Annotated in this window: 18 protein-coding genes and 1 pseudogene; 10 read left to right on the top strand and 9 right to left on the bottom strand. The window is 71.7% G+C overall.

What is annotated here, in order from left to right; genetic code table 11:
* Positions 1-28: 28 nt before the first annotated feature.
* Positions 29-1,375: a hypothetical protein gene (locus C8E87_RS21080; RefSeq protein ID WP_133874691.1), complete on the bottom strand. Its 1,347-nt coding sequence runs from the start codon at positions 1,373-1,375 to the stop codon at positions 29-31.
* A 9-nt stretch (positions 1,376-1,384) separates the two neighbouring features.
* Positions 1,385-1,999 carry a DUF4126 domain-containing protein gene (locus C8E87_RS21085; protein WP_133874692.1) on the bottom strand — a complete coding sequence of 205 codons (615 nt, stop codon included), beginning with the start codon at positions 1,997-1,999 and terminating at the stop codon, positions 1,385-1,387.
* Positions 2,000-2,067: 68 nt separating this feature from the next.
* Between C8E87_RS21085 and nucS the strand changes: the two genes are divergently transcribed.
* On the top strand, positions 2,068-2,727 hold the full coding sequence (gene nucS / locus C8E87_RS21090; protein ID WP_133874693.1) for an endonuclease NucS: 660 nt from the start codon (positions 2,068-2,070) through the stop codon (positions 2,725-2,727).
* On the opposite strand, the gene C8E87_RS21095 is transcribed toward nucS, so the two are convergent.
* From C8E87_RS21095 to C8E87_RS21105, 3 genes are read right to left on the bottom strand one after another with little or no spacing between them, the layout of a single operon-like run.
* The gene (locus tag C8E87_RS21095; RefSeq protein WP_239079842.1) at positions 2,724-4,262 is read right to left on the bottom strand and encodes a DUF6297 family protein; all 1,539 of its coding nucleotides are present in this window, start codon (positions 4,260-4,262) and stop codon (positions 2,724-2,726) included. The genes nucS and C8E87_RS21095 overlap by 4 nt on opposite strands.
* Positions 4,259-4,906: an ABC transporter ATP-binding protein gene (locus C8E87_RS21100; RefSeq protein WP_133874694.1), complete on the bottom strand. Its 648-nt coding sequence runs from the start codon at positions 4,904-4,906 to the stop codon at positions 4,259-4,261. Before C8E87_RS21100 ends, C8E87_RS21095 begins: the two co-directional genes overlap by 4 nt.
* Positions 4,907-4,927: 21 nt before the next feature.
* Complete coding sequence (locus C8E87_RS21105; RefSeq protein WP_133874695.1) at positions 4,928-6,418, bottom strand: aldehyde dehydrogenase family protein; 1,491 nt, start codon at positions 6,416-6,418, stop codon at positions 4,928-4,930.
* 109 nt (positions 6,419-6,527) lie between these two features.
* On the opposite strand from C8E87_RS21105, the gene C8E87_RS21110 reads away from it, so the two are divergent.
* Positions 6,528-6,869, top strand: coding sequence for an Rv1322 family protein (locus C8E87_RS21110; protein ID WP_438866086.1), 342 nt, complete (start codon positions 6,528-6,530; stop codon positions 6,867-6,869).
* A 13-nt stretch (positions 6,870-6,882) separates the two neighbouring features.
* Positions 6,883-7,689 (top strand): alpha/beta hydrolase, encoded by an 807-nt coding sequence (locus tag C8E87_RS21115; protein WP_133874696.1) that lies wholly within the window; start codon positions 6,883-6,885, stop codon positions 7,687-7,689.
* Here the strand turns inward: C8E87_RS21115 and C8E87_RS21120 are convergent.
* The 4 genes from C8E87_RS21120 to mce form a co-directional block, all read right to left on the bottom strand.
* A complete protein-coding gene (locus C8E87_RS21120) occupies positions 7,664-8,803 on the bottom strand; it encodes an AI-2E family transporter (protein ID WP_438866087.1) in 1,140 nt (379 codons plus the stop codon). The genes C8E87_RS21115 and C8E87_RS21120 overlap by 26 nt on opposite strands.
* Before the next feature lie 86 nt (positions 8,804-8,889).
* Positions 8,890-10,335: a Laminin subunit beta-1 gene (locus tag C8E87_RS21125; protein ID WP_133874697.1), complete on the bottom strand. Its 1,446-nt coding sequence runs from the start codon at positions 10,333-10,335 to the stop codon at positions 8,890-8,892.
* 256 nt (positions 10,336-10,591) lie between these two features.
* Positions 10,592-11,893, bottom strand: coding sequence for a DivIVA domain-containing protein (locus tag C8E87_RS21130; RefSeq protein WP_133874698.1), 1,302 nt, complete (start codon positions 11,891-11,893; stop codon positions 10,592-10,594).
* Positions 11,894-12,173: 280 nt separating this feature from the next.
* Positions 12,174-12,641 (bottom strand): methylmalonyl-CoA epimerase, encoded by a 468-nt coding sequence (mce, locus tag C8E87_RS21135; protein ID WP_203720425.1) that lies wholly within the window; start codon positions 12,639-12,641, stop codon positions 12,174-12,176.
* A 90-nt stretch (positions 12,642-12,731) separates the two neighbouring features.
* Between mce and C8E87_RS21140 the strand changes: the two genes are divergently transcribed.
* The 7 genes and pseudogenes from C8E87_RS21140 (at position 12,732) to C8E87_RS46950 (ending at position 20,932) form a co-directional block, all read left to right on the top strand.
* Positions 12,732-13,916 carry an acetyl-CoA C-acetyltransferase gene (locus tag C8E87_RS21140; protein WP_133874699.1) on the top strand — a complete coding sequence of 395 codons (1,185 nt, stop codon included), beginning with the start codon at positions 12,732-12,734 and terminating at the stop codon, positions 13,914-13,916.
* Between the two features lie 124 nt (positions 13,917-14,040).
* Positions 14,041-14,994: a methylmalonyl Co-A mutase-associated GTPase MeaB gene (gene meaB / locus C8E87_RS21145; RefSeq protein ID WP_133874700.1), complete on the top strand. Its 954-nt coding sequence runs from the start codon at positions 14,041-14,043 to the stop codon at positions 14,992-14,994.
* Between the two features lie 136 nt (positions 14,995-15,130).
* On the top strand, positions 15,131-15,616 hold the full coding sequence (locus C8E87_RS21150) for a hypothetical protein (RefSeq protein ID WP_133874701.1): 486 nt from the start codon (positions 15,131-15,133) through the stop codon (positions 15,614-15,616).
* A gap of 98 nt (positions 15,617-15,714) precedes the next feature.
* On the top strand, positions 15,715-17,388 hold the full coding sequence (gene icmA, locus C8E87_RS21155; RefSeq protein WP_133874702.1) for a coenzyme B12-dependent isobutyryl-CoA mutase large subunit: 1,674 nt from the start codon (positions 15,715-15,717) through the stop codon (positions 17,386-17,388).
* A gap of 151 nt (positions 17,389-17,539) precedes the next feature.
* Positions 17,540-18,487 carry a tetratricopeptide repeat protein gene (locus C8E87_RS21160; protein WP_133874703.1) on the top strand — a complete coding sequence of 316 codons (948 nt, stop codon included), beginning with the start codon at positions 17,540-17,542 and terminating at the stop codon, positions 18,485-18,487.
* 15 nt (positions 18,488-18,502) lie between these two features.
* A pseudogene (locus C8E87_RS21165) lies at positions 18,503-19,473 on the top strand (arginase family protein); the annotation flags it as partial.
* Positions 19,474-20,164: 691 nt separating this feature from the next.
* Positions 20,165-20,932 carry a hypothetical protein gene (locus C8E87_RS46950; RefSeq protein ID WP_438866088.1) on the top strand — a complete coding sequence of 256 codons (768 nt, stop codon included), beginning with the start codon at positions 20,165-20,167 and terminating at the stop codon, positions 20,930-20,932.
* Positions 20,933-21,003 lie beyond the last annotated feature (71 nt).

Below are 21,003 nucleotides of genomic sequence, written 5' to 3' on the forward strand. Positions count from 1 at the left end.
TTTACCCATTTTCGCCCGAACAGCCGGATTATGTGCTGCGTGTCGGCGCGGTGCGGTTGCCTCGCTGGCGGGCGATCAACCGCGGGTCGGTCGTGACCAGCTCATCCCAGAGCCTGGCCGCGACCAGGGCAGCCGCCTCGTTCTGCCAGCGCCGCAGGGTTCCGCGCGGCACATAGCGGCGCATCCAGTCGAGAGCCTGCCGGGCGTCGCGCTCTAGCCCGTCCGTTCTCAGCTTCCTCCCGTACGGGTTGAGGCCGAGCACCGTGCAGAAGTGCAGCGCGTTGTAGTGCCGCCACTCGTCGGTCGTCTCGAAGGGACCCGGCGGGCGCAGCCCGTCGATCTTGTCCTTGATCAGCGCGCGCAGCTCCACCGCCCGTTCCAGCGGCTGGTCGAGCGCGCGCCCGGTCAGGCGCCGGTCCACGGCGGGCAGATCGGTCAGCGGGCTGCGCATGAGCCGGCCCAGGTCTCCGTAGTTGTCGAGCGCCTGCCGGGCAAACCGGAGGAATTCCTGCTCACCGGTGGCCAGCAGGCGGTGCCGTTGCCGATGACGGGGCAGAGCCTCGGCCAGCAACAGCAACGCCGACCTGTCCCGCCGCAGGCGTTCCTCGCCCCGGAACGCGATCAGGTCGAGCCCCCGGCGCACCGGCCCCTCCAGCCCGACGATCGACATCACTGCCGCCACCAGCGAGAACTGCAGGACGGTGACGATCGTGTCGTCGACGGCGAGCAGCGTGAGCGCCACCGGCCCGCCGACCAGCACGGTCACGACAGCGGCAGCGGTCGCCGAGCGGACCAGGTCGGGGCGCAGCCGCTCGCCGACGTCGAGCGTGTCCGACACCGCGATCAGGAAACCCAGGATCAGCAGGTCGAGACCGATCGCGGCGAGCACCAGCCCGGACGGGCCCAGGGCGGACGGCAGCAGCAGGGCGGCCAGGCCCAGCGCGTACAGGGTGGCGGCGACCGTCAGCGCGCCGGTCAGCATCGGTGGGCGCACCTGGTCACGGAACCGCCAGAGCAGCACCAGCCCGCCGGCGAGCGGTGCCAGCGACACCAGCCGCCCGCTCGCCGGCAGCGCGATCAGCATCACCAGGAAGACGCCGGCCAGGATCATCCAGCCGAGGTCGATCTGCCGTCGCTCGGGGACCGACGAGGGCAGCAACGCTACTGCCGCCCCGGCCCAGAGCAGGGCGGGCAGGCAGAGCAACACCTGAGCGGCCACGCCGCGCGGCTCGACCGTCCAAACCGCCACCCCGGCGGCGTACGTGAGCAACGCGCCGGCCGCCCGGAGCGCCGCCGGCCGCCTCGGGTCGCGGCCGATCAGATAACAGGCGGCCCACCAGGTGAGAGCGAAAGCTGGTACGGCGAGCGTCGGCACGGCGAAGAGTCAATCACTCAGCCGAGGGGCGCCGGAAGCCGCGAAAGCTCTCCGGCGGCGGCGCCGGCGGACGAGCCAGACGCCCGCCACCACCATCAGGACCAGTCCGAGCAGGACCAATACCGGCAGCAGAATGGCCAGAACGGACATCACGACGCTGCCGATGTCCTCCGCCGTGCTGGCCACCGGCGCGCCGAAACCGGCGGTAGTGGCGTTCACCACTGGTCGCGTGGATGCCTTCACGCCGTGCACGACGAGCGCGATGACCACCCCGGCCGCGATCGGCACCCACTGATGGGACCCGAAGAACGACCCCGGGTCGCTGACCGTGACCGTCTCCGACGACGAGCCCGCGCCGAACGCCAAGCCGCCCGCGGTCGGCCGCACCACCGTCTGCACCACGTCGTTGACGTGATCGACCACCGGCACCTTGTCCGCAACGACCTCGATGGCCAGCAGCAGCGCCAGGATCGCCAGCGTCCAGCCGTTGGACAACCACGACCAGCCGGTGGGCGGGTCGATCGTGTCGGTGTACCGGGCGAGCACGCCCATGGTGATCAGGGGAATGTAGGCATTGAGTCCGGCGGATGCGGCCAGGCCGGTGCCGGTCAGCGCTTCGAGCACGGATTCAGGATGACAAACCCGCGCGAGCGCCGCCCGTCGGACGCGGGGCCGTCCGGTACTGTCGTGCGGTGCGTCTGGTCATCGCGAAGTGCTCTGTCGACTACGTCGGGCGGCTCTCCGCCCACCTGCCCACGGCCGTGAGGCTGGTGATGGTCAAGGCCGACGGCTCGGTCTCGATCCACGCCGACGACCGGGCCTACAAGCCGCTGAACTGGATGAGCCCGCCCTGCAAACTGCAGGAGGCGCCCGGCGTGTGGAAGGTCGTCAACAAGGCCGGCGAGGAGCTGCGGATCACCCTGGAGGAGATCTTCCAGGACACCTCGTACGAGCTGGGGGTCGACCCCGGCCTGGTCAAGGACGGCGTCGAGGCCCACCTGCAGGAACTTCTGGCGGCGCACCCCGAGACGTTCGGCGAGGGCCACACCCTGGTCCGGCGCGAGTTCATGACCGCCATCGGCCCGGTCGACCTGCTTCTGAAAGACCCCGCCGGCGGCTCGGTGGCCGTCGAGGTCAAACGCCGCGGCGAGATCGACGGGGTCGAGCAGCTCACCCGTTACCTCGAACTGATGAACCGCGACCCGCTGCTGGCGCCGGTTCAGGGCGTCTTCGCCGCACAAGAGATCAAGCCGCAGGCCCGGGTCCTCGCCACCGACCGCGGCATCCGCTGCGTCGTCGTCGACTACGACAAACTCCGAGGCATGGAACGCGACGAACTCACCCTGTTCTAGCTCGACAGTTCCGTGCGGTCGTCGCCCGTGGTGCCGGACAGGTAGAGGTGGGCGCCGAGTGCGCCGAGTACGGCCTGGAGCAGCAGCAGGGTGGGGGTCAGGTTTCCTGAGCCGATGGCTGTCCAGCCGGGGATGCCGAGCAGCAGCATGTCGGGGCCCATCACCGAGTTGAGCAGCGGGCCGGTTGAGAGGGTGCCCATCGGGGTGTCGAGGGGCAGCAGCTCGTTGCGGACGAAACCGACTCGGGCGCGGTGCACGGCGGCCGCCGCGCCGACCGGGGCGAGGGTCAGGCCGAGCGCCCACCACGGGCCCGAGGACAACGGGCCCAGCAGGTCCAGGGCAGTCAGAGCAAGAGCGGCCCACAGCCCGGCCAGCACGCCGGGCACCCACAGACGCTGGCGGACGGCGTCGCGGGAGGACAGGCCGAGCAGGCGCAGCAGCACGGGGTTGCCGGCGTCGGTCTTGACGTTGCCGGTTGCGGTCAGGCCGGCGAAAAGGCAGCCGAGCAGCACCGCCGCGCCCAGCACCCAACCGGGGGCGTCGCTCAGCAACACGGGCAGCAGGGCGCCCAGGGCCAGCCACAACAGGCGGCTCCGGCGTCGCAGCGTGAGCACCAGATCCTGCGCGACCAGCACCGGCAGCCGGGGGAAGAGCCGGGTCGAGCGCAGCCGCCGACGGGCCCAGTAGCGCCGCTCGACCATGTCGGTCAGGAACGTCGGTTCCATGCCGAACGCGGTGTCGAACAGGGTTCCGGCCGTCCGGGACGCCTCGAGGATGCGGTCGTTGGGGGTCGCCGCCAGCCCCCGGATCACCAGGGCGAGCGCGATCAGCACGACCAGCGCGGCCACGCCGGTCAGGGGCAGCAGGGTCGAGACGGACAGCCACCGGTCGACCATGGCCGGTTCGTCCAACGTCGCCGCGGTGACCAGGCCGCCCAGGCCCGCCGCGACCACCAGGCCGGCCAGCCGGTCGAGCGCCCCGGCCCAGCGGCCGCCGGCCTGCGCCGCGGTCGCCACCAGCAGCAGCACCAGCCCGACGAGCGCGCCGCCGGTGACCAGCAGCGCCACCTCGTCGCCGGCCTCGGCCCGGGGTGCGGCGTGCCCGGCGATCGCGAGCGCTCCCAGCCCGCCGATCACCACGACGAAAAGGCCGGCCAGCCGCAGCGAGGGCAGCAGCAACCGGCGCCGGCTGATCGGGGCGGTCAGCAGCCACGCGGCGGCCGGCCGGCTCAACGCGAGCGGCCCGAGCCGGCGCAGGGCCAGCAGGAGCAGCCCGTAACTGACCGCGACCAGCGACGCGGCGGCGAGCGCGGAGGTGTCCGGCGCGGACGGCCAGAAGATCGCGCCGACCTGCCGGTGGAGCATCCCGCCGATGATCGCGATGCTCAGCGCGCCGATGTACAGGCTGCTCAGCGTGGCCCCGCGCTCGCGGTGGGACGACTGGGTGCGACTGATCCACCGCCGTACGGGGGTCAGGGGAACGACGGCCGAGCGCGGCGACGACCCGGCCGGAACCTGCTGGGACGATCGCGTCACGGCGTGACCGCGCTCAGGGACTCCATTGTCGTGACGGCCGCCCCCGACGCGAGCGCGAAGGCGTCGTCGTGACTCGCCATCAGCAGCGAACCGCCGCCCGCGACGTAGTCGGAGAGCAGGCCCGCCACGTCGGCCCGGCCCTCGCGGTCGAGACGCTGCTCGGGCTCGTCGAGGATCAGCAGCGAGCTCGGCCGCAGCAACGCGATGGCCAGCACGAGCCGCTGCTTCTGGCCCGAGGACAGTTGCGGCGGGATCGCGTCGGCGTGCCCGCCCAGCCCGAACCGTTCCAGCGCCTCGTCGACGCCGGCCTCCTCCGGGTCCTGCCCGTGCGCGCGGCACACCAGTTCGGCGTGCTCGCGGGCGGTGAGCCCCGGATACCAGGTCGGCGGTTCGACAGTGGTCACCACGGCCCGCCAGAACTCAGGTGTGGCGCCCGGGTCGCCGCCGAAGACCCGGATCGTGCCCTCGTCGGGCTGCTGCAGACCGCTCACGCAGCGCAGCAGGGTCGACTTGCCGATGCCGTTCTCGCCGGTGACGCAGACGCCCCCGCCGGCCGGCACGGTCAGCGAGACGCCGATGAGCACCGGGGCCGAGCCGTAACCGACATGCAGGCCGTCCACCTCGACAGCGGGATGATCCACCACCCGACGGACGGTAGCAGTCGGCTACTTCCGGCCGTACAGGATGCGCAGGGTCTTGATGATGTTGGCGATGTTGGCGGGGGTCCGCTCGAAGGTCATCGCGGGCAGGACGGACGGGCCACGGCGTACGGTGATCGACTTCGAGCGGGCGAACTCGCGCAGCCCGTCCTCGCCGTGGATGCGCCCGTAACCGGACTCGCCGACACCGCCGAACGGCAAGTTGCCCATCCCGACGAAGCTGAGCGTGGAATTCACCGCGACCATTCCGGAGCGCAGCCGGCGGGCGATGCGCACCGCGTTCTTCTTGCCGAAAACAGCACCCCCCAGCCCGTACGGGGTGTCGTTGGCTTTCTCGATGGCCTCGTTCGCGTCGGCCACCTTCGTGATCGTCAACGTGGGACCGAAGGTCTCGTCGCGCATCTCGCTCGAGTCGGCCGGCACGTCGACGAGGACGGTGGGGGACACGTACGGGGGTTGGACCGCATCGGCCCCGCCCAGCACCGCCTTTCCACCCTTGGCCAGGGCGTCGTCGATGTGCTCGCGGATGACGTCGATCTGCCGGGGCATCGTGATCGGGCCGATCTCTTCCCCCGTACGCAGCTTGCCCGCCTTCTCGGTGACCGCGTTCACGAAGGCGTCGTAGATCGGGGCGACCGCGTACACCCGTTCGATGCCGATGCAGGTCTGCCCGGCGTTGGTCATGGCGCCCCACACCGCCGCCTCGGCCGCGGCCTGGATGTCAGCGTCCGCGTCCACGATCAGCGCGTCCTTGCCGCCGGCCTCGATGACAGCCGGCACGAGGTTTTCCGCGCACGCCGCCAGCACCTTCTTGGCCGTGGCGGTCGAGCCGGTGAAGGAGATCTTGCCCACGCCCGAGCGGCACAGCGCGGCCCCCACGTCGCCCAGGCCGTGCACCGCCTGCAGCACCGGCTGCTCGGGCACCACCTCGGCGAACGTGTCGACGAGCCACTGGCCGATGATCGGGGTGTACTCGCTGGGCTTGAGGACCACGGCGTTGCCCGCGGCCAGGGCCCCGCTGATCGGCCCGACCGGCGTGAGGATGGGGTAGTTCCACGGGCCGATCACACCGACCACCCCGTACGGCTGGTATTCGACGTGACCGGTGTGCTCGGCCACCAGCAGCCGGGTGCGTGTGCGCCGCGGCCCCAGCACCCGCTTGGCGTTGCGGGCGGCCCAGTCGAGGTGCTCGACGGCCCCGGTGGTCTCGACGACCGCGTCCCCGTGCGGCTTGCCGGTCTCGAGGGTGGTCAGCTCGGCCAGCTCCTCGATGCGCCGCACGATCAGCGAGCGCCAGCGCAGCAACCGCTCGCGCCGGCCGTCGTAGCCGAGCGACTGCCACCAGCGGGCGGCCTCCGCGGCGCGGCGGACGGTCTCGGTCACGGCCTCGGTGTCGGCGACCGGCACGCGGCCGGCCTCCGCGCCGGACGCGGGGTTCGTGGAGATCAGTACGCCGTCCTCGACGACCGGGGTGCCGGGCACACGGGTAGCGGTCATGAACGCGAGTCTAGTTCGCATGTTACCGACGAGTCACCCATTGATTTCGCCGTGCGCCCGCGGCGGCTCTGCCGCGTCCGTGATCGGCCTCACCCGTACGCTGGTAAAGGTGAGCCCCCGCCGTAACCATCCCCGCCGTCGTGAGGCCGGGGTGACGCCGCCGCCGGAGCTGACCGACGAGCGGGTCCGCAAGGGCATCGAGGGCGTCCAGCAGTGGCGCGACGGCGAGTGGATGGTGCGGTCGATCTTCGGCGGGGCGGCCGCGAAGACGTACCGGTGCCCGGGTTGCCTGCAGGAGATCCGTCCCGGCGTCGCCCATGTGGTGGCGTGGCCGGTCGACGGCAGCGGCGACCTGACCGACCGCCGGCACTGGCACACCGGCTGCTGGAAGGCTCGTGACCGGCGCGGGCCGAACGTCGAGCGCTCGCGCAACGCGCCGCGCTACGGATAGAGGAACCTGACAGATGAGCGCACCCATCCGAGCCAACTCGATCCTGCCCGCCCACCGGGAGGACATCGAGTTGCACACCGCCGACGGCCTCACCCTCGTCGGCGAGCTGGCCCGCCCGCTCGACAGCGACCCGGTCGGCACGCTGGTCTGCCTGCACCCGCTGCCCACGCACGGCGGGATGATGGACAGCCACGTCTTCCGAAAGGCGGCCTGGCGGCTCCCGGCGCTGGCGGGAATAGCGGTGCTGCGCTTCAACACCCGCGGCACGTCCAGCGTCCGCGGCGCCAGCGAGGGCACGTTCTCGGCCGGGGTGGACGAGAAGTACGACGTGGCCGCCGCGATCGAGTACGCCGAGTTCGCCGACCTGCCCAACATCTGGTTGCTGGGCTGGTCGTTCGGCACCGACCTGACGCTCATGCACGGGCTCGACCCCGCCGTTGCGGGCGCGATCCTGCTCTCGCCGCCGTTGCGCTTCTCGCAGGCCGAGCACCTGAAGGAGTGGGCCGCCGACGGCAAGCCGCTGACCGCGATCGTGCCCGAGTTCGACGACTACCTGCGCCCGGCCCAGGCGGCCGAGCGGTTCGCGGCCGTGCCGCACGCCGAGGTGCTGCCGGTGCCCGGGGGCAAGCACCTGTGGGTCGGCGACGCCGAGAAGGTGCTCGACGAGGTGGTCAAGCGGGTCGCGCCGGGGGTCGAGGTGCCGCTGCCGCGTACCTGGGACGGTCCGATGGAGACGGGCGACATGAACGCTTACGCGGACCGGACCACCTCCGCCTTCCGCGAGGTGCCGATGCCTACCGCGCCTCCTGGCTCGGAATGACCACCTCGCGCATGATCAGCTGGATGGCGGCCACCATCGGGATCGCCACCAGCGCGCCCACCACGCCGAACAGCGCCACCCCGAGCAGGGCCGCGACCACGGCGGCGACGTCGCTGACCTTCACCGAGCGGCGCATCACGTTCGGATAGATCAGGTAGTTCTCGATCTGCTGATAGATCACGAAGAAGACGACGCAGACGATGCCGTCGGAGAGCGACGAGGCGAACCCGACCAGGCTCACGACGATCGCGCCGAGGGTGGCGCCGATCTGCGGGATCAGGTCGGTGACCGCCACCACCACGGCCAGGGCGAACGGGTAGGCCAGCCCCAGGATCACGGCCAGGAACCAGGTGCTCGCGCCGGCCAGCACCGCGATCGAGATCGCGCCGACCATGTACGCGCCGACCTTGGTCAGGATCTCGTCGGTCAGCAGCCGCACGCGAACCCGCCGCGACGCCGGCACGAGCGAGTAGCCCGTCTCGCGGATGCGGTCGAACGAGGCCATGAAGTAGATCGTCAGGACCAGCACGGCCAGCAGGTTGAAGACCGTGCCCGCCAGCATGCGGCCCACCCCGACCACGCCGCCGACCGCGTTGCCGACCGTGCCCGCGTTGAGCGCGTTGCTCACCCGGTTGAGGATGTCGTAGCGCTGGACCAGCTCGTTGATCGTCTCGTTGCGCTGCAGGCTGCGGATGTATTCGGGGACGTTCTCGATCAGCTGGGTGGTCTGGCTGATCAGCGGCGGGATCAGCGCCACGATGCCACCCGCGATCAGCGCGACCAGGGAGAGCGCCACGATCGCCACCGCTGTCCCGCGGGGGACGCCCCAGCTGCGCAGCCGGACGACCGCCGGGTTGAGCCCGATGGCCAGGAACAGCGCGATGAAGATCAGGACGAGGATGCCCGCCGCGTTGCGCAGACCCAGAAAGATCCCGTACGCGAGCAGCAGGCCCAGCCCGCCCAGCAGGCCCGTCATGAACGGGGCGCGCCGGTTGAGCGGTGAGCCGGGCCGGCCGAAACGACCCGCGTAGGGCTCCTTGACCACCGGTTCCAGGGGCTCGTCGTCGGGCGGAGTCGTCTCGTCGTCGTCGGTGGCCACCCGGAACCTCCACACTGGTGGGTGCGCCGGTGTTGCTCGCGCCGGCCTTCGCAGTTCTCGGCGGCGACGTTATCGCTGTGCGGCCGGAGCCGCCACCCGCATTACTCGGCGTCCGCCCCGACCCGTGACGACGGCGGCACGGTGACCTTCGCCGAGGCGCTGACCTTGCCGGAGCCGGCCGCGTGCTGCCCGGCCGGCGTGTCACCGGTCTTGTCGGCGGCGCGATTCTCAGTGGCTCGCTTTTCGGCGGAGTGGGCGCCGATCGGGCCGTCGGCCTTGTCGTCCTCGGCCGTTTCCTCGTCGGCCGGCGAGCTGGCAGCGGCGAGCACGGCCGCGGCGGCCAGCTCGGCCACCCGCTTCGCCTCCTTTTGCACCTGGCGGCGAACGTCGGCAGCGTGCCGCTCGGCGGCCTCGCCGGCCCGCCTGGCCTCGACGAGCCGGGCCTTCTCGGCCTCGAGCTCGGTGCGGACCTCGGCCAGCCGCTTGTGCACCTGCTCCGCCTCCGCCGAACCGGCCCGGGCGCTTTCCTGGGCCGTGGCCAGCTCGCGCTCGGCCTCGGCGACCTTGGCCCGGGCTGCCTCGAGCTCGCGGCCGGCCTCGGCGATCTTTTCCTGCTGGGCGGCGATCTCGTTACGGACCGCGGTGGCCTGCTCGTCGGAGCGGCGCAACACCTCTTCGGCGTACTTGTCGGCCTCGCTGCGCAAGTCGGCGCACTGCTTCTCGACGCTCGAGCGGATCTGGGCCAGCTCCTGGGTGAGCGCCTCACGCTTCTGGGTCAGTTCCCGATCGAGGGCGGCGCGCTGCTCGGCCGCCTCGCGTTCGGCGGCGGTGCGCTGGGCGGTGATGTCCTGCTGGGTCTTTTCCCGCAGCGCCTTGATCTCTTGCTCGGCCTGCATGCGGGTGGACCGGGCGTAACCGTCGGCCTCGGCGCGGGTGCGCTGGGCGGCCTGCGCCGCCTGGTCGGTGTGCTGCTGGGCCTCGGCGCGGGCCCGGGTCAGCACGTTCTCGGCCTCGGTGCGCATCTGCTCGGCCGACTGACGGGCCGCGGCCAGGGATTTTTCGGAGGCGGCGCGTTTGGCCGCGTCGGCTCGCTCCTCCTCGGCGCGGCGGGCGGCCAGGGCGATCTCGAAGTCGCGGATGCCGTTGTGCGCGTGCGCCTCGGCCTCGGCCCGCACCCGCTCGGCCTCGGCCAGGCGGGCCGCGATGTCGTCGGTGGCCGACGCCTTGATCGCCTCGGCCTGTTCCTCGGCCAGCGTGAGGATCTGCTCGACGCGCGGGCCCAGGTGGCGGAAGGAGATCTCGGGGCCGATGCCGGTCTGCTTGCGGGTCTGCACGATCTCTTGCTGCAGGCGCTCGATCTGCGCGTTCATCGCCTGCATCTGCGTGTAGGCCTGCTCGCGCTCGGCCGCCAGCGCGGCGATCTCGTTCTCGGCGCGGGCGACGTACCGCTCGACCTGCTTCTTCTCATAACCCCGCAGGGCGATGTCGAAGCTGGGTTCCGTAGCCGCGTCTCCGCCGAGACCAAGAATTTCACCGCCGTGAGACATGCTTCCCATCCTCACATACGCAACGTCCGGCCTCGGGGGGATACACACCGTCCCGGGCGGAGTATGCGTCTAGTTGTGATTTGTCTGACCCGGCCTGCGACCTTCGGAAGAAGCAAGGCTACGCGCGAAACGATTGAGGCCGCACCGGAGAAACTCCGATACGGCCCGCATCGATGGTGTTCAAGCCGACCGGGCGACTCATACGGTCGCGCACCGCGAGGGTGCTCGCAACCGCAGGAGTGCCGGCCGGGTGAGATCAGGAGTTCGTCTTCGCCGCCATCGGCTTGTCGGCCTGCGCGTCTGCCTTCGGGGCCTCGGTGGCCCGCTGGGTGGGAGCCGCCTCGGCCGCCTTGGCCACCGCCTCGGCCGCCTTGGCCGGGCCGACGCCCGGGACCAGGCCGGAGAGGCCGGACAGCATCTGGCCGAGCTGGTTGGTGACCGCGTCCTTCTGCCGGGTGAGGTCCTCCACCTCGCGCCGGGCCGCTTGAGTCGTCAGCTCGGCCTCGGTGCGGGCCTCGCTGAGCAGGCGCTGCGCCTCGGAGCGGGCCTCGCTCACCGTCTTTTCGGCCAGGGCACGCGCCTTGTCGGTGGTCTCGGCGGCGTTGCGCTCCGACTCGATGCGGCGCTGCTCGGCGCGCTGCGTGATCTCCTTCGAGCGGTCCTCCGCGGCGCGGGCGCGTTCCTCGGCCTCGGCCACCATCTTCTGCGTGGCGCTGACCTGGGCGGCGTGCCGCTGCGACTCCTCGCGCTCGGCCTTCTCGCGGCGCTCGGCGATCTCGAGCGCCAGCGCCTGCAGGTCCTTGTCGCGCTTGTCGCGGGCGTCGGTCAGCAGCTTGGTCGCCTCGGCACGCTTCTCTTCCGCGTCACGCGACGACTTGGCCCGCAGCTGGGTGATCTCGCGCTCGGCGGTGGCGCGCAGCGACGCCACCTCGCGCTCGACCGTCGACTTGAGCTCCGCCACCTCGTGCGCGGTGACCGTGCGCAGCTGCTTGGTCTCGCGGTCCGCGTCGGAGCGCAGCGTGTCGGCCTCGCGGCGGGCCTGCACCCGGGCCTCGGCCGCCTCGCGCTCGGCGTGGGTGCGCACCTGCCCGGCCTCGCGCTCGGCGGTGGCCTTCATCGCGGCCGCCTCGGCGCGCGCCTTGTCGGTGATCTCACGGGCCTCGAGGCGGGCGGCGGAGAGGATGCCCTCGGACTCTCGCTTCGCCTCGCTCCGGTGATCGTTCGCCTGTTCCTCGGCCAGCCGCAGGATCTGCTCGACCCGGGTGCCCAGCCCGGAGAGCGTCGGCCGGTTGTTCTCCTCGAGCAGCTTGTTGCTGTCGGCGAGTTTCTGCTCGACCGCGTTGAGCCGCTGCTCGGCCTGGCGCAGCCGGCGCTGCGCGTCGTTCATCCGCTGCTCGGCCTCACCACGGGCCTGCTCGGACTGGTTGAGCGCGGCGACCAGGCGGCCCAGGTGGGCGTCCACCTGTCCACGGTCGTATCCGCGGAGCACAACGGTGAAGTCGTGCTGAGAATTCGCGCCGTCGAAGAATGCCAAATTCTGATCCTGCTGCTGGGGCATTGGGCCATCCTGGCGAAGACGCACGAGCCACGCAAGAGCGGAACGGCTACGGAAAAGACACGTAGATCAGCTTTGAGCTGGCGCGCAAAGGGTGAGTCGTCCGTTCGGCCGGACGAACGTCACCCGGGCGGTGGCCGGTGTCCGGCCCGGTGTCACCTGCTGTATCCGGCGTCCCGGCGATGATCGTTGCGGGAGGGCCCGGACACGGCCCTCCACGCCCCGAGATCCTGCCAGGCCGAGACGGCCGCGTCAGGATGATTCATCCGTAAGACGTACGAAATCAGGCAGGCTCCACCAACTCCACCAGAACCCCACCGGCGTCCTTGGGGTGCACGAAGTTGATCCTCGACCCGGCCGTGCCGCGGCGCGGGGTGTCGTAGAGCAGGCGCAGCCCCCGGGCCCGCAGCGCCGCCGAGGTGGCCTCGACGTCGGCCACGGTGTAGGCCAGCTGCTGCATGCCCGGGCCGTTGCGGTCGAGGAACTTGGCGATCGCCGAGTCGGGCCGGGCGGGGGCGAGCAGTTGCAGACGTGGGCCGTCGTCGTCGCCGACCGCCAGCATCGCTTCCCGTACGCCTTGCTCCTCGTTGGTCTCTTCATGCACGCATCGCATGCCGAACGTCTCGGCGTAGAAGCGCAACGCCTCGTCGAGATCCGGCACGGCGATGCCGACGTGATCGATCCGCAGAGGCGCTACCTCGCCGAATGTGACATTCTCAGTCCCGGTGGCGTTAGGCGAAGGCTGGGTCATCCTATTAGTCTTGCCTAAACGGCCGTTAAGGCCAACGGTGGGTCCCCCCTATGACCCCCCTGACTCCGCCCGGCAGATCGGAAACCAACCGTGACCAGCTCGGTGATCGTGAGCGGCGCCCGTACCCCGATGGGCCGCCTGCTCGGCAACCTCAAGAACGTGCCGGCCACCACACTCGGCGGCTACGCCATCGAGGCCGCCCTCTCCCGCGGCGGCGTCCGCCCCGACCAGGTGCAATACGTCATCATGGGTCAGGTCCTGCAGGCCGGCGCCGGTCAGATCACCGCGCGCCAGGCCGCGGTCGCCGCCGGCATCCCCATGACCACTCCGGCGCTGACGGTCAACAAGGTGTGCCTGTCCGGTCTCGACGCGATCGCGCTGGCCGACCAGCTGATCCGGTGCGGCGAGTTCGACGTGGTCGTCGCGGGCGGCATGGAGTCCATGACCAACGCGCCGCACCTGCTCATGACCCAGCGGCAGGGCATCAAGTTCGGCGACGTCCTGGTGCGCGACCACACCGCGTACGACGGTCTGATCGACCCGTGGGACGGCACCTCGATGGGTGAGTCCACCGAGCGCAGCGGTGTGACGCTCGGCATAACCCGCGCCGAACAGGACGCGTTCGCCGCGCTGAGCCACCGCCGGGCCGCCGCCGCGCAGCGTGAGGGACGGTTCGCCGAGGAGATCGTGCCGATCAAGTCGGGCCGGCGCGAGGAGGACCCGATCGTCGACGTCGACGAGGGTGTGCGCCCCGACGCGACGGCCGAGTCGCTGTCCAAGCTGCGCCCGGCGTTCACCCCGGACGGCACGATCACCGCCGGCAGCTCGTCGCCGATCTCGGACGGCGCGGCCGCGGTCGTGGTGATGAACAAGGACAGGGCCGAGGCGCTCGGGCTGAGCTGGCTGGCCGAGATCACCGCGCACGGCAACGTCGCGGGGCCGGACAACTCGCTGCAGTCGCAGCCGGCCAACGCCATCAGGCACGCGCTCGACAAGGCCGGCCTGACCGTCGACGACCTCGACCTGATCGAGATGAACGAGGCGTTCGCCCAGGTCGTGCTGCAGTCCATGCGCGAGCTCAAGGTCGACGAGGAGATCGTGAACGTCAACGGCGGGGCCATCGCGCTGGGCCACCCGATCGGCATGTCGGGCGCCCGGCTGGTGCTGACGCTGGCGCTCGAGCTGCGCCGCCGCGGCGGGCTCTACGGCGCGGCCGGCCTGTGCGGCGGCGGCGGCCAGGGCGACGCGCTGATCATCAAGGCTTCCCAGGCGTGAGCGAGCGCACCGAGCGTGAGCCGGGCGCTGAGCGTGGGTTGGACGCGGAGGGCCACGAGTCCACGCCACGGCGGCTCAGCGTGAGCGAGCGGAGGGCCACGAGTCCACGCCACGGCGGCTCAGCGTGAGCAGGGCGTATGACGTCCCGACGCTGGTGGGCAGGGCTCGGGAGGGTGACGCACGGTCGGTGGCCCGGTTGATCAGCCTGGTCGAGAACGGCGACCCGGCGTTGCCCGAGGTGGCCGCGGCCCTCGCCCCGTACGCGGGCGGGGCGCAGGTCGTCGGTCTCACCGGCTCGCCCGGCGTTGGCAAGTCGACCACCACCAACGAGCTCGTGCGCTCGCTGCGGGCCCGGGGCAAGCGGGTCGGCGTGCTCGCGGTCGACCCGTCGAGCCCGTTCACCGGCGGCGCGATCCTGGGCGACCGGATCCGCATGCAGGACCACACCACCGACCCGGGCGTCTACATCCGGTCGATGTCGAGCCGGGGCCGGCTGGGCGGGCTCGCCGCGGCCACCCCCCAGGCCGTACGGGTCCTGGAGGGCGCCGGCTGCGACGTGATCCTGGTGGAGACCGTCGGTGTCGGGCAGGCCGAGGTCGAGATCGCCTCGCTCGCCGACACGACGCTGGTGCTGCTCGCCCCGGGCATGGGCGACGCGATCCAGGCGGTCAAGGCGGGAGTGCTCGAGGTGGCCGACGTCTTCGTGATCAACAAGGCCGACCGCCCGGGTGCCGACGCCACCTATCGCGACATCCAGGGCATGCTCGGGCTGGGCGAACGTGCCCCGGGCGACTGGCGGCCGCTGGTTGTGCGGGCCACGGCGGTCAAGGCCGAGGGCATCGACGACATCGCGGCGGCGATCGACAAGCACCGCGACTGGCTCGATCGCACGGGCAACCTGCTCACCCGCCGCGAGCGCCGGGCCGCCGTCGAGGTCGAGGCGATCGCTCTCGGTGTCCTGCGGGCCCGCATCGGCGACCTGCGCCAGGGCACTGCGCTGACGGCGCTCGCGGCCTGCGTCGCCCACGGCGAGCTCGACCCGTACGCGGCCGCCGACGAGCTTCTCAAAGGCCTCTGACACCGAGGCTTGAGTGTTTTTCGGTTACTTCCGGTAATCGTTCGGATGACTGCCCGTACCCTCCGTTGACCCGATCGGCAACCGGCCCGCAACGCCCTAAGCTGGGACTACGTCATCGTCAGGAGGAAGGAGCGTCATGGTCAACCCGGTTACGTTCCCCCGGGCGGCCGGCACCACGGCCACCTATCTTCACCCTCTGTTGCAGTCGACGGTGCTTCAGTCGGCGGTTCTCGCGACCGCGGCGAAGCCCTCCGAGGCTGCCTCCGCGGTGACGCCCGTACGGGAGCCCGCCGTTCCCCCGGTGACAGCGGTGACCTCGGTGCAGCCGACCGCCACCTATGCTGACAGTCTCGCTCGTGACGCCGCTCTCGCGGTCCGCAGCGCGACCGTCACGGCCAAGACCGCCCGTCGTTCCGAGGCGACCGCCTCCGACGACGACGTGTTCGCCGACCTGGTCCGGCAGGCCTCCCTTGACCGCGCGTCGACCCAGGTCGGCATGCTGCTGACGCGGGCCGCGGCCGAGCGCCGGGTCGCCGTCACCTCGGGTCTGCCGGCTGCCCGCCTGGTGCAGATCGACACGACGACGTCGCGGCTTTACCACGCGCTCGACGTCCTCGTCTGAGCCCCGTGTGCCGCCCGCGCCGTGTCCTGTCACGGCGTGGGGGCCGCCGCTCGGATTGACCTTAGCGATCGTTCAGGAATGCCCCTAAGATGGCGGGCATGGATGCTGCCGACATCGCCGCGGGGCGGGAGCGCTGGCAGCGGCGTTACGACGCCGCGCGCAAGCGGGACGCTGACTTCACGACGCTCTCCGGCGCCCTGGTCGAGCCGGTCTACGGGCCGCCCGAGGGCGCCGCCTACCCCGGGTTCGACCGCATCGGGTGGCCGGGCGAGTTCCCGTTCACCCGCGGGCTCTACCCGACCGGCTATCGCGGGCGCACCTGGACGATCCGGCAGTTCGCCGGTTTCGGCAACGCGCAGCAGACCAACGAGCGCTACAAGATGATCCTGGCCGCCGGCGGGGGCGGGCTCAGCGTCGCGTTCGACATGCCGACGCTGATGGGGCGTGACTCCGACGACCCGCAGTCGGCGGGCGAGGTCGGCCACTGCGGGGTCGCGATCGACTCGGCGGCCGACATGGACGTGCTGTTCGACGGCATCGACCTCGAGAAGACCACGACCAGCATGACGATCTCGGGCCCGGCCGTGCCGATCTTCTGCATGTATCTCGTGGCGGCCGAGCGGCAGGGCGCCGACCTCCACCGGCTCGACGGCACGCTGCAGACCGACATCTTCAAGGAGTACATCGCCCAGAAGGAGTGGCTCTTCCAGCCGGAGCCGCACCTGCGCCTGATCGGCGACCTGATGGAGTACTGCGCGGCCGAGATCCCGCGGTACAAACCGCTGTCGGTCAGCGGCTACCACATCCGCGAGGCCGGCTCGACCGCCGCGCAGGAACTGGCGTACACGCTGGCCGACGGCTTCGGCTACGTCGAGCTGGGGCTGAGCCGGGGGCTCGACGTCAACCAGTTCGCGCCGGGGCTGAGCTTCTTCTTCGACGCGCACATCGACTTCTTCGAAGAGATCGCCAAGTTCCGGGCCGCGCGGCGCATCTGGGCCCGCCACCTGCGCGACGACTACGGCGCGACCAGTGAGAAGGCGTTGTGGCTCAAGTTCCACACGCAGACGGCCGGCGTCTCGCTGACCGCGCAACAACCGGTCAACAACGTCGTCCGTACGGCGGTGGAGGCGCTCGCCGCGGTGCTGGGCGGAACGAACTCGCTGCACACCAACGCGCTCGACGAGACGCTGGCGCTGCCCACCGACGAGTCGGCCGAGATCGCGCTGCGCACCCAGCAGGTGATCATGGAAGAGACCGGCGTGGTCAACGTGGCCGACCCGCTCGGCGGTTCGTGGTATCTGGAGGAGCTGACCGACCGGATCGAGGCCGAGGCGGAAGAGATCTTCGCGCGCATCCGGGAGCTGGGCGAGGACGGCAGCATCACGTCCGGCATCCTGCGCGGCATCGAGGACGGCTGGTTCACGGCCAACATCGCCGAGGCGGCCTTCGTCTATCAGCAGGCCGTCGAGAAGGGTGAGAAGCGGACGGTCGGCGTCAACGCGCACACCAGCACTGTCGCCAAGGAGCTGGAGATCCTGCGGGTGTCGCACGAGGTCGAGATCGAGCAGAATCGCTCGCTGGCGGCCCGTCGGTCAGACCGTGACCCCGTACGGGTCAAGGCCTCTCTCGACCGCATGGTGCAGGTTGCCCGGTCCGGGGGCAACATGATCCCGTCGATGCTTGAGGCCGCGCGCGCCGAGGCGACCCTGGGGGAGATCTGCGGGGTGCTGAAGGACGAGTGGGGGATCTATCGGGAACCCGCGCGGTTCTAGCGGCTTTTCCAGCGAACCGGACATTACGGATGGCGGCCGGGCGGATCTTGCGTAACCGCCCGGCAGGGCCGAGGATCGGCGGAAACACGCTCCTGTGACGTCCGATATCGGCGCGGCGGAGCGCCTTGTCTGCGTGCGAGACTAGGTAACCATGAGCGACCCACGGACCACTCCGTCGATCTTCACCCGCGGCGCGGTCGATCTCAGCGCGCTGCGCGCCCCGGCTGCCTCCCCGGCGAATCGTCCCGCCCCCGCCGCCGCGACCCCGCACGAGACCCACGACGGGCCGTCCGGCAGCATTCCCGGCGGCCTGCCCGGTGGCGCCGGCCCCGAGACGATCATCGACGTCACCGAGGCCAACTTCCAGACCACCGTGCTCGAGCGTTCGCTGAGCACACCCGTCATCCTCGACTTCTGGGCCGACTGGTGCGAGCCCTGCAAGCAGCTGTCGCCGATCCTCGAACGGCTGGCGCAGGCGGGCGGCGGCTCCTGGGTGCTCGGCAAGGTGGATGTGGACGCCAACCCCCGCCTGGCCCAGGCGCTGCGGGTGCAGGGCATCCCGATGGTGGTCGCGGTCGTCAACGGCCAGCTGGTCGAGGGCTTCACCGGGGTGCTGCCCGAGTCCCAGGTCAAGCAGTACGTCGACGCGGTGCTCAAGGCCGGCGGCGTCTCGGTCGAGCCGGACGCCGACCCGCGGCTGGACGCGGCCGACGACGCGCTGATGGGCGGCGAGCTCGACGAGGCCGAGGCGGCCTACCGCAAGATCCTGGCCGAGCACCCGGCCGACGCGGCCGCCCTGTCCGGCCTGGCCCAGGTGGAGCTCTATCGCCGCATCTCGGGCGCCGACCCGTCCTCGGCCATCGCCAAGGCCGACGCGGCGCCCGACGACATCGACGCCCAGCGGCTCGCCGCCGACGTCGAGGTGCTCAGCGGGGAAGCGGACAAGGCCTACGCTCGGCTCGTCGCCCTCGTCCGGCGCACCTCCGGCGACGAGCGCGACGCCGTACGCAAGCACCTGCTCTCGCTGTTCAGCGTGGCCGGCCCCGACGATCCCGCGGTGGCCGGTGCCCGACGGGCCCTGGCCAGCGCCCTTTTCTAGCCAGGGAGCCGCTCCGTGCGCCGCATCGCCGTCCTCGACGCACCGTCCAATCTCGGTCTGCGCCCGCCGACCGTGACGTCGGTGCCGGGCTGCGCCAAGGCGCCCGGAGCCCTCCGCGACCACGGGCTGATCACCAAGCTCGACGCCCGCGACGCCGGCTGCCTGACCCCGCCCCGATACGACGCGGGCGACTGGCGGCCGGGCGACGGGGTGGCCCACGCGGCCCAGATCGCGACCTACTCGCGGAAGCTGGCCGACCGGATCGGCGCCATCCTCGACGCGGGCGAGTTCCCGGTCATCCTGGGCGGCGACTGCTCGATCCTGCTCGGGTCCGGCCTGGCCATGCACCGGCTCGGCGAGTCGGTCGGCGGGCGCATCGGCCTGATCTTCGTGGACGGTCACTCCGACTTCCGCCACCCCGGCAACGCCTCCTATGTGGGCGCGGCCGCCGGTGAGGACCTCGCGTTGGTCACCGGCCGAGGCCAGGCCGACCTGGCGGCGATCGAGGGCCGCCGCCCCTACTTCCGCGACGTCGACGTGGTCGTCATGGGCATCCGCGCCCAGGACGAATACCGCCTCGACCTGCAGGCGGCCGGCATCGTCACCCGGCCCGTCCCGGCGCTGCGGGCCGAGGGCGCGGCCCGCAGCGCGCAGTGGGCCCGCGAACAGCTGGTGGACTGCGCCGGCTACTGGGTGCACATGGACGTGGACGTGCTCGACCCCGCGGTCATGCCGGCTGTCGACGCACCCTCGCCGGGCGGGATCGCCTTTCCCGAGCTCGAGATCCTGCTGGCCGGTCTGGTGGAGTCCCCGCACTGCCTCGGCGTCGAGATCACGGTCTTCGACCCGGACTACGACCCCGATGGCTCCTACGCGGCCGAGATCGTCAACGCCGTCACCGCCGGGCTGGCCAACGCCCACACGGTGACCCCCCGCCCCGACCTGGTCGCCGCCCGAGCCGACCTCAGCGAGCAGGCCACGCCGGCCCCCTCGGCGCGAACCAGCCTCAGCAAGCCGGCCCCCGCAGGTCCCGCAGCCCGAGCCGAGCGCGGCCCCGGCGGCCAGGGCGGGCACAGCGGCCAAGGCGGGCACAGCGGCCAGGATGGGCACAGCGGCCAGGACGGGCACAGCGGCCAGGACGGGCACACTGGGCAGGGCGGGCACAGCGGGCAGGACGGGCCTCGCGGACGTGACGGGCTTGGCGGACAGGGCGGTCTCGGTGGGCCGGGCGGTCTTGGTGGGCCCGGCGGACCCGGCGGGCAGGAGCCCTCGGCCGCCGACGCCGCTGGGCCGGGCCGACTGGGCCCGACGGCCCCGAGCTTCAACCGGGCCGATGCTCTTACCGCCGGTCTCAACCGAACGGACCCCGACGCCCCCGATCCGTCCCGCGTGGGCGGTCTTCGCCGCGAGGGTGGGCTGAACCGTGAGGGCGGCTCCACTCGTGAGGGCGGCTCCATTCGTGAGGGCGGCCCCATTCGTGAGGGCGGCCTGAATCGTGAGGGCGGCCTGAATCGCGAGCCTGGGAGTCTCAAGCGCGACCCCGGCCGGCTCAACCGTGACCTCGGCGGGCTCAACCGAAACGTCGACCTGGACGGGCTCACCCGGGGCGACACAGGTCAGGGCGGCCCGAATCGCGGTGAAGGTGGTGCGGCCGGGCTCATCCGGCCGAGGTCCCCCATGCCGAGGGTGGGGCGGACCGAGTCGCTGATAGCCGGGCTCAACCGGGGCGGGACGCAACCGGCCGGTTTGCGACGGCCGTCAGCGTCGGCGGCCGAGCCGGAGGACGAGCATCAGCGGCGTCCATCTGCGCCGGAGGCCGAGCATCAGCGGCGTCCGTCCGCGTCGAGCGCTGCGCCGGAACAGGAGCGCGAGCGGCAGCGCCGTCGGGCCGCAGCCGCCGGTGAAAGCGTCTCACTGGCCGCTGCCGGAATGTCGGAGGGCGTGCCCGACGAGATCGCCATCCCGGCCACGACCCTGCTGGGGGTCGAGGAGGCTGACGAGGTCACGTCGGAGCGCGAGCGCCGGGCAGACTCCGGCGAGGACGCCGGCCACGGCGAGGCTGCCACCGCCGAAGCCGGCGCGTCCGCCGACCCGACGGACAAGTGGAGCGAAGCCACGGGTTCGCCCGAGGACGCAAAGACCGAGCCGTCGGAGGACGGGGCCGAAGACCCGGGTCCCGTTGAGATGGCGGATCCGGCTGACGAGGAGAGCCCCGTCGGGCGGACCCCGGCCGATGACGGGGGCCGGGACGAGGACGCGGAGGAAGAGCCCGCCCGGCTGGTTTCGCGGCCGCTCGGCCAAGCCCCGTTGCTTGACTCGGAGCCGCTGCCGGCCACCCGGCCCGGTATGTTGCGGCCCCGAGCCGGTGAGGACGGGCCGTTCTCGTTGCCGACCCAGCGACCGGCCTTCGACCTCGGCTCGGGCGCGCCCGCCGACATCACCTGATCCCGGCTCGGGCGCGCCGACCACACCCTGGGCCGAGCGCGTCGCTCCACAGCGCGGCCCGGCCGCCAGGG

Source organism: Paractinoplanes brasiliensis (assembly GCF_004362215.1).
GTDB lineage: Bacteria > Actinomycetota > Actinomycetes > Mycobacteriales > Micromonosporaceae > Actinoplanes > Actinoplanes brasiliensis.

Coding starts and splice junctions, on each gene's coding strand:
- C8E87_RS21105 (WP_133874695.1), bottom strand. CDS start 6,418: ATGACCGCTACCCGTGTGCCCGGCACCCCGGTCGTCGAGGACGGCGTA.
- C8E87_RS21115 (WP_133874696.1), top strand. CDS start 6,883: ATGAGCGCACCCATCCGAGCCAACTCGATCCTGCCCGCCCACCGGGAG.
- C8E87_RS21125 (WP_133874697.1), bottom strand. CDS start 10,335: ATGTCTCACGGCGGTGAAATTCTTGGTCTCGGCGGAGACGCGGCTACG.
- C8E87_RS21130 (WP_133874698.1), bottom strand. CDS start 11,893: ATGCCCCAGCAGCAGGATCAGAATTTGGCATTCTTCGACGGCGCGAAT.
- mce (WP_203720425.1), bottom strand. CDS start 12,641: ATGACCCAGCCTTCGCCTAACGCCACCGGGACTGAGAATGTCACATTC.
- C8E87_RS21150 (WP_133874701.1), top strand. CDS start 15,131: ATGGTCAACCCGGTTACGTTCCCCCGGGCGGCCGGCACCACGGCCACC.
- icmA (WP_133874702.1), top strand. CDS start 15,715: ATGGATGCTGCCGACATCGCCGCGGGGCGGGAGCGCTGGCAGCGGCGT.
- C8E87_RS21160 (WP_133874703.1), top strand. CDS start 17,540: ATGAGCGACCCACGGACCACTCCGTCGATCTTCACCCGCGGCGCGGTC.
- C8E87_RS46950 (WP_438866088.1), top strand. CDS start 20,165: ATGCCGAGGGTGGGGCGGACCGAGTCGCTGATAGCCGGGCTCAACCGG.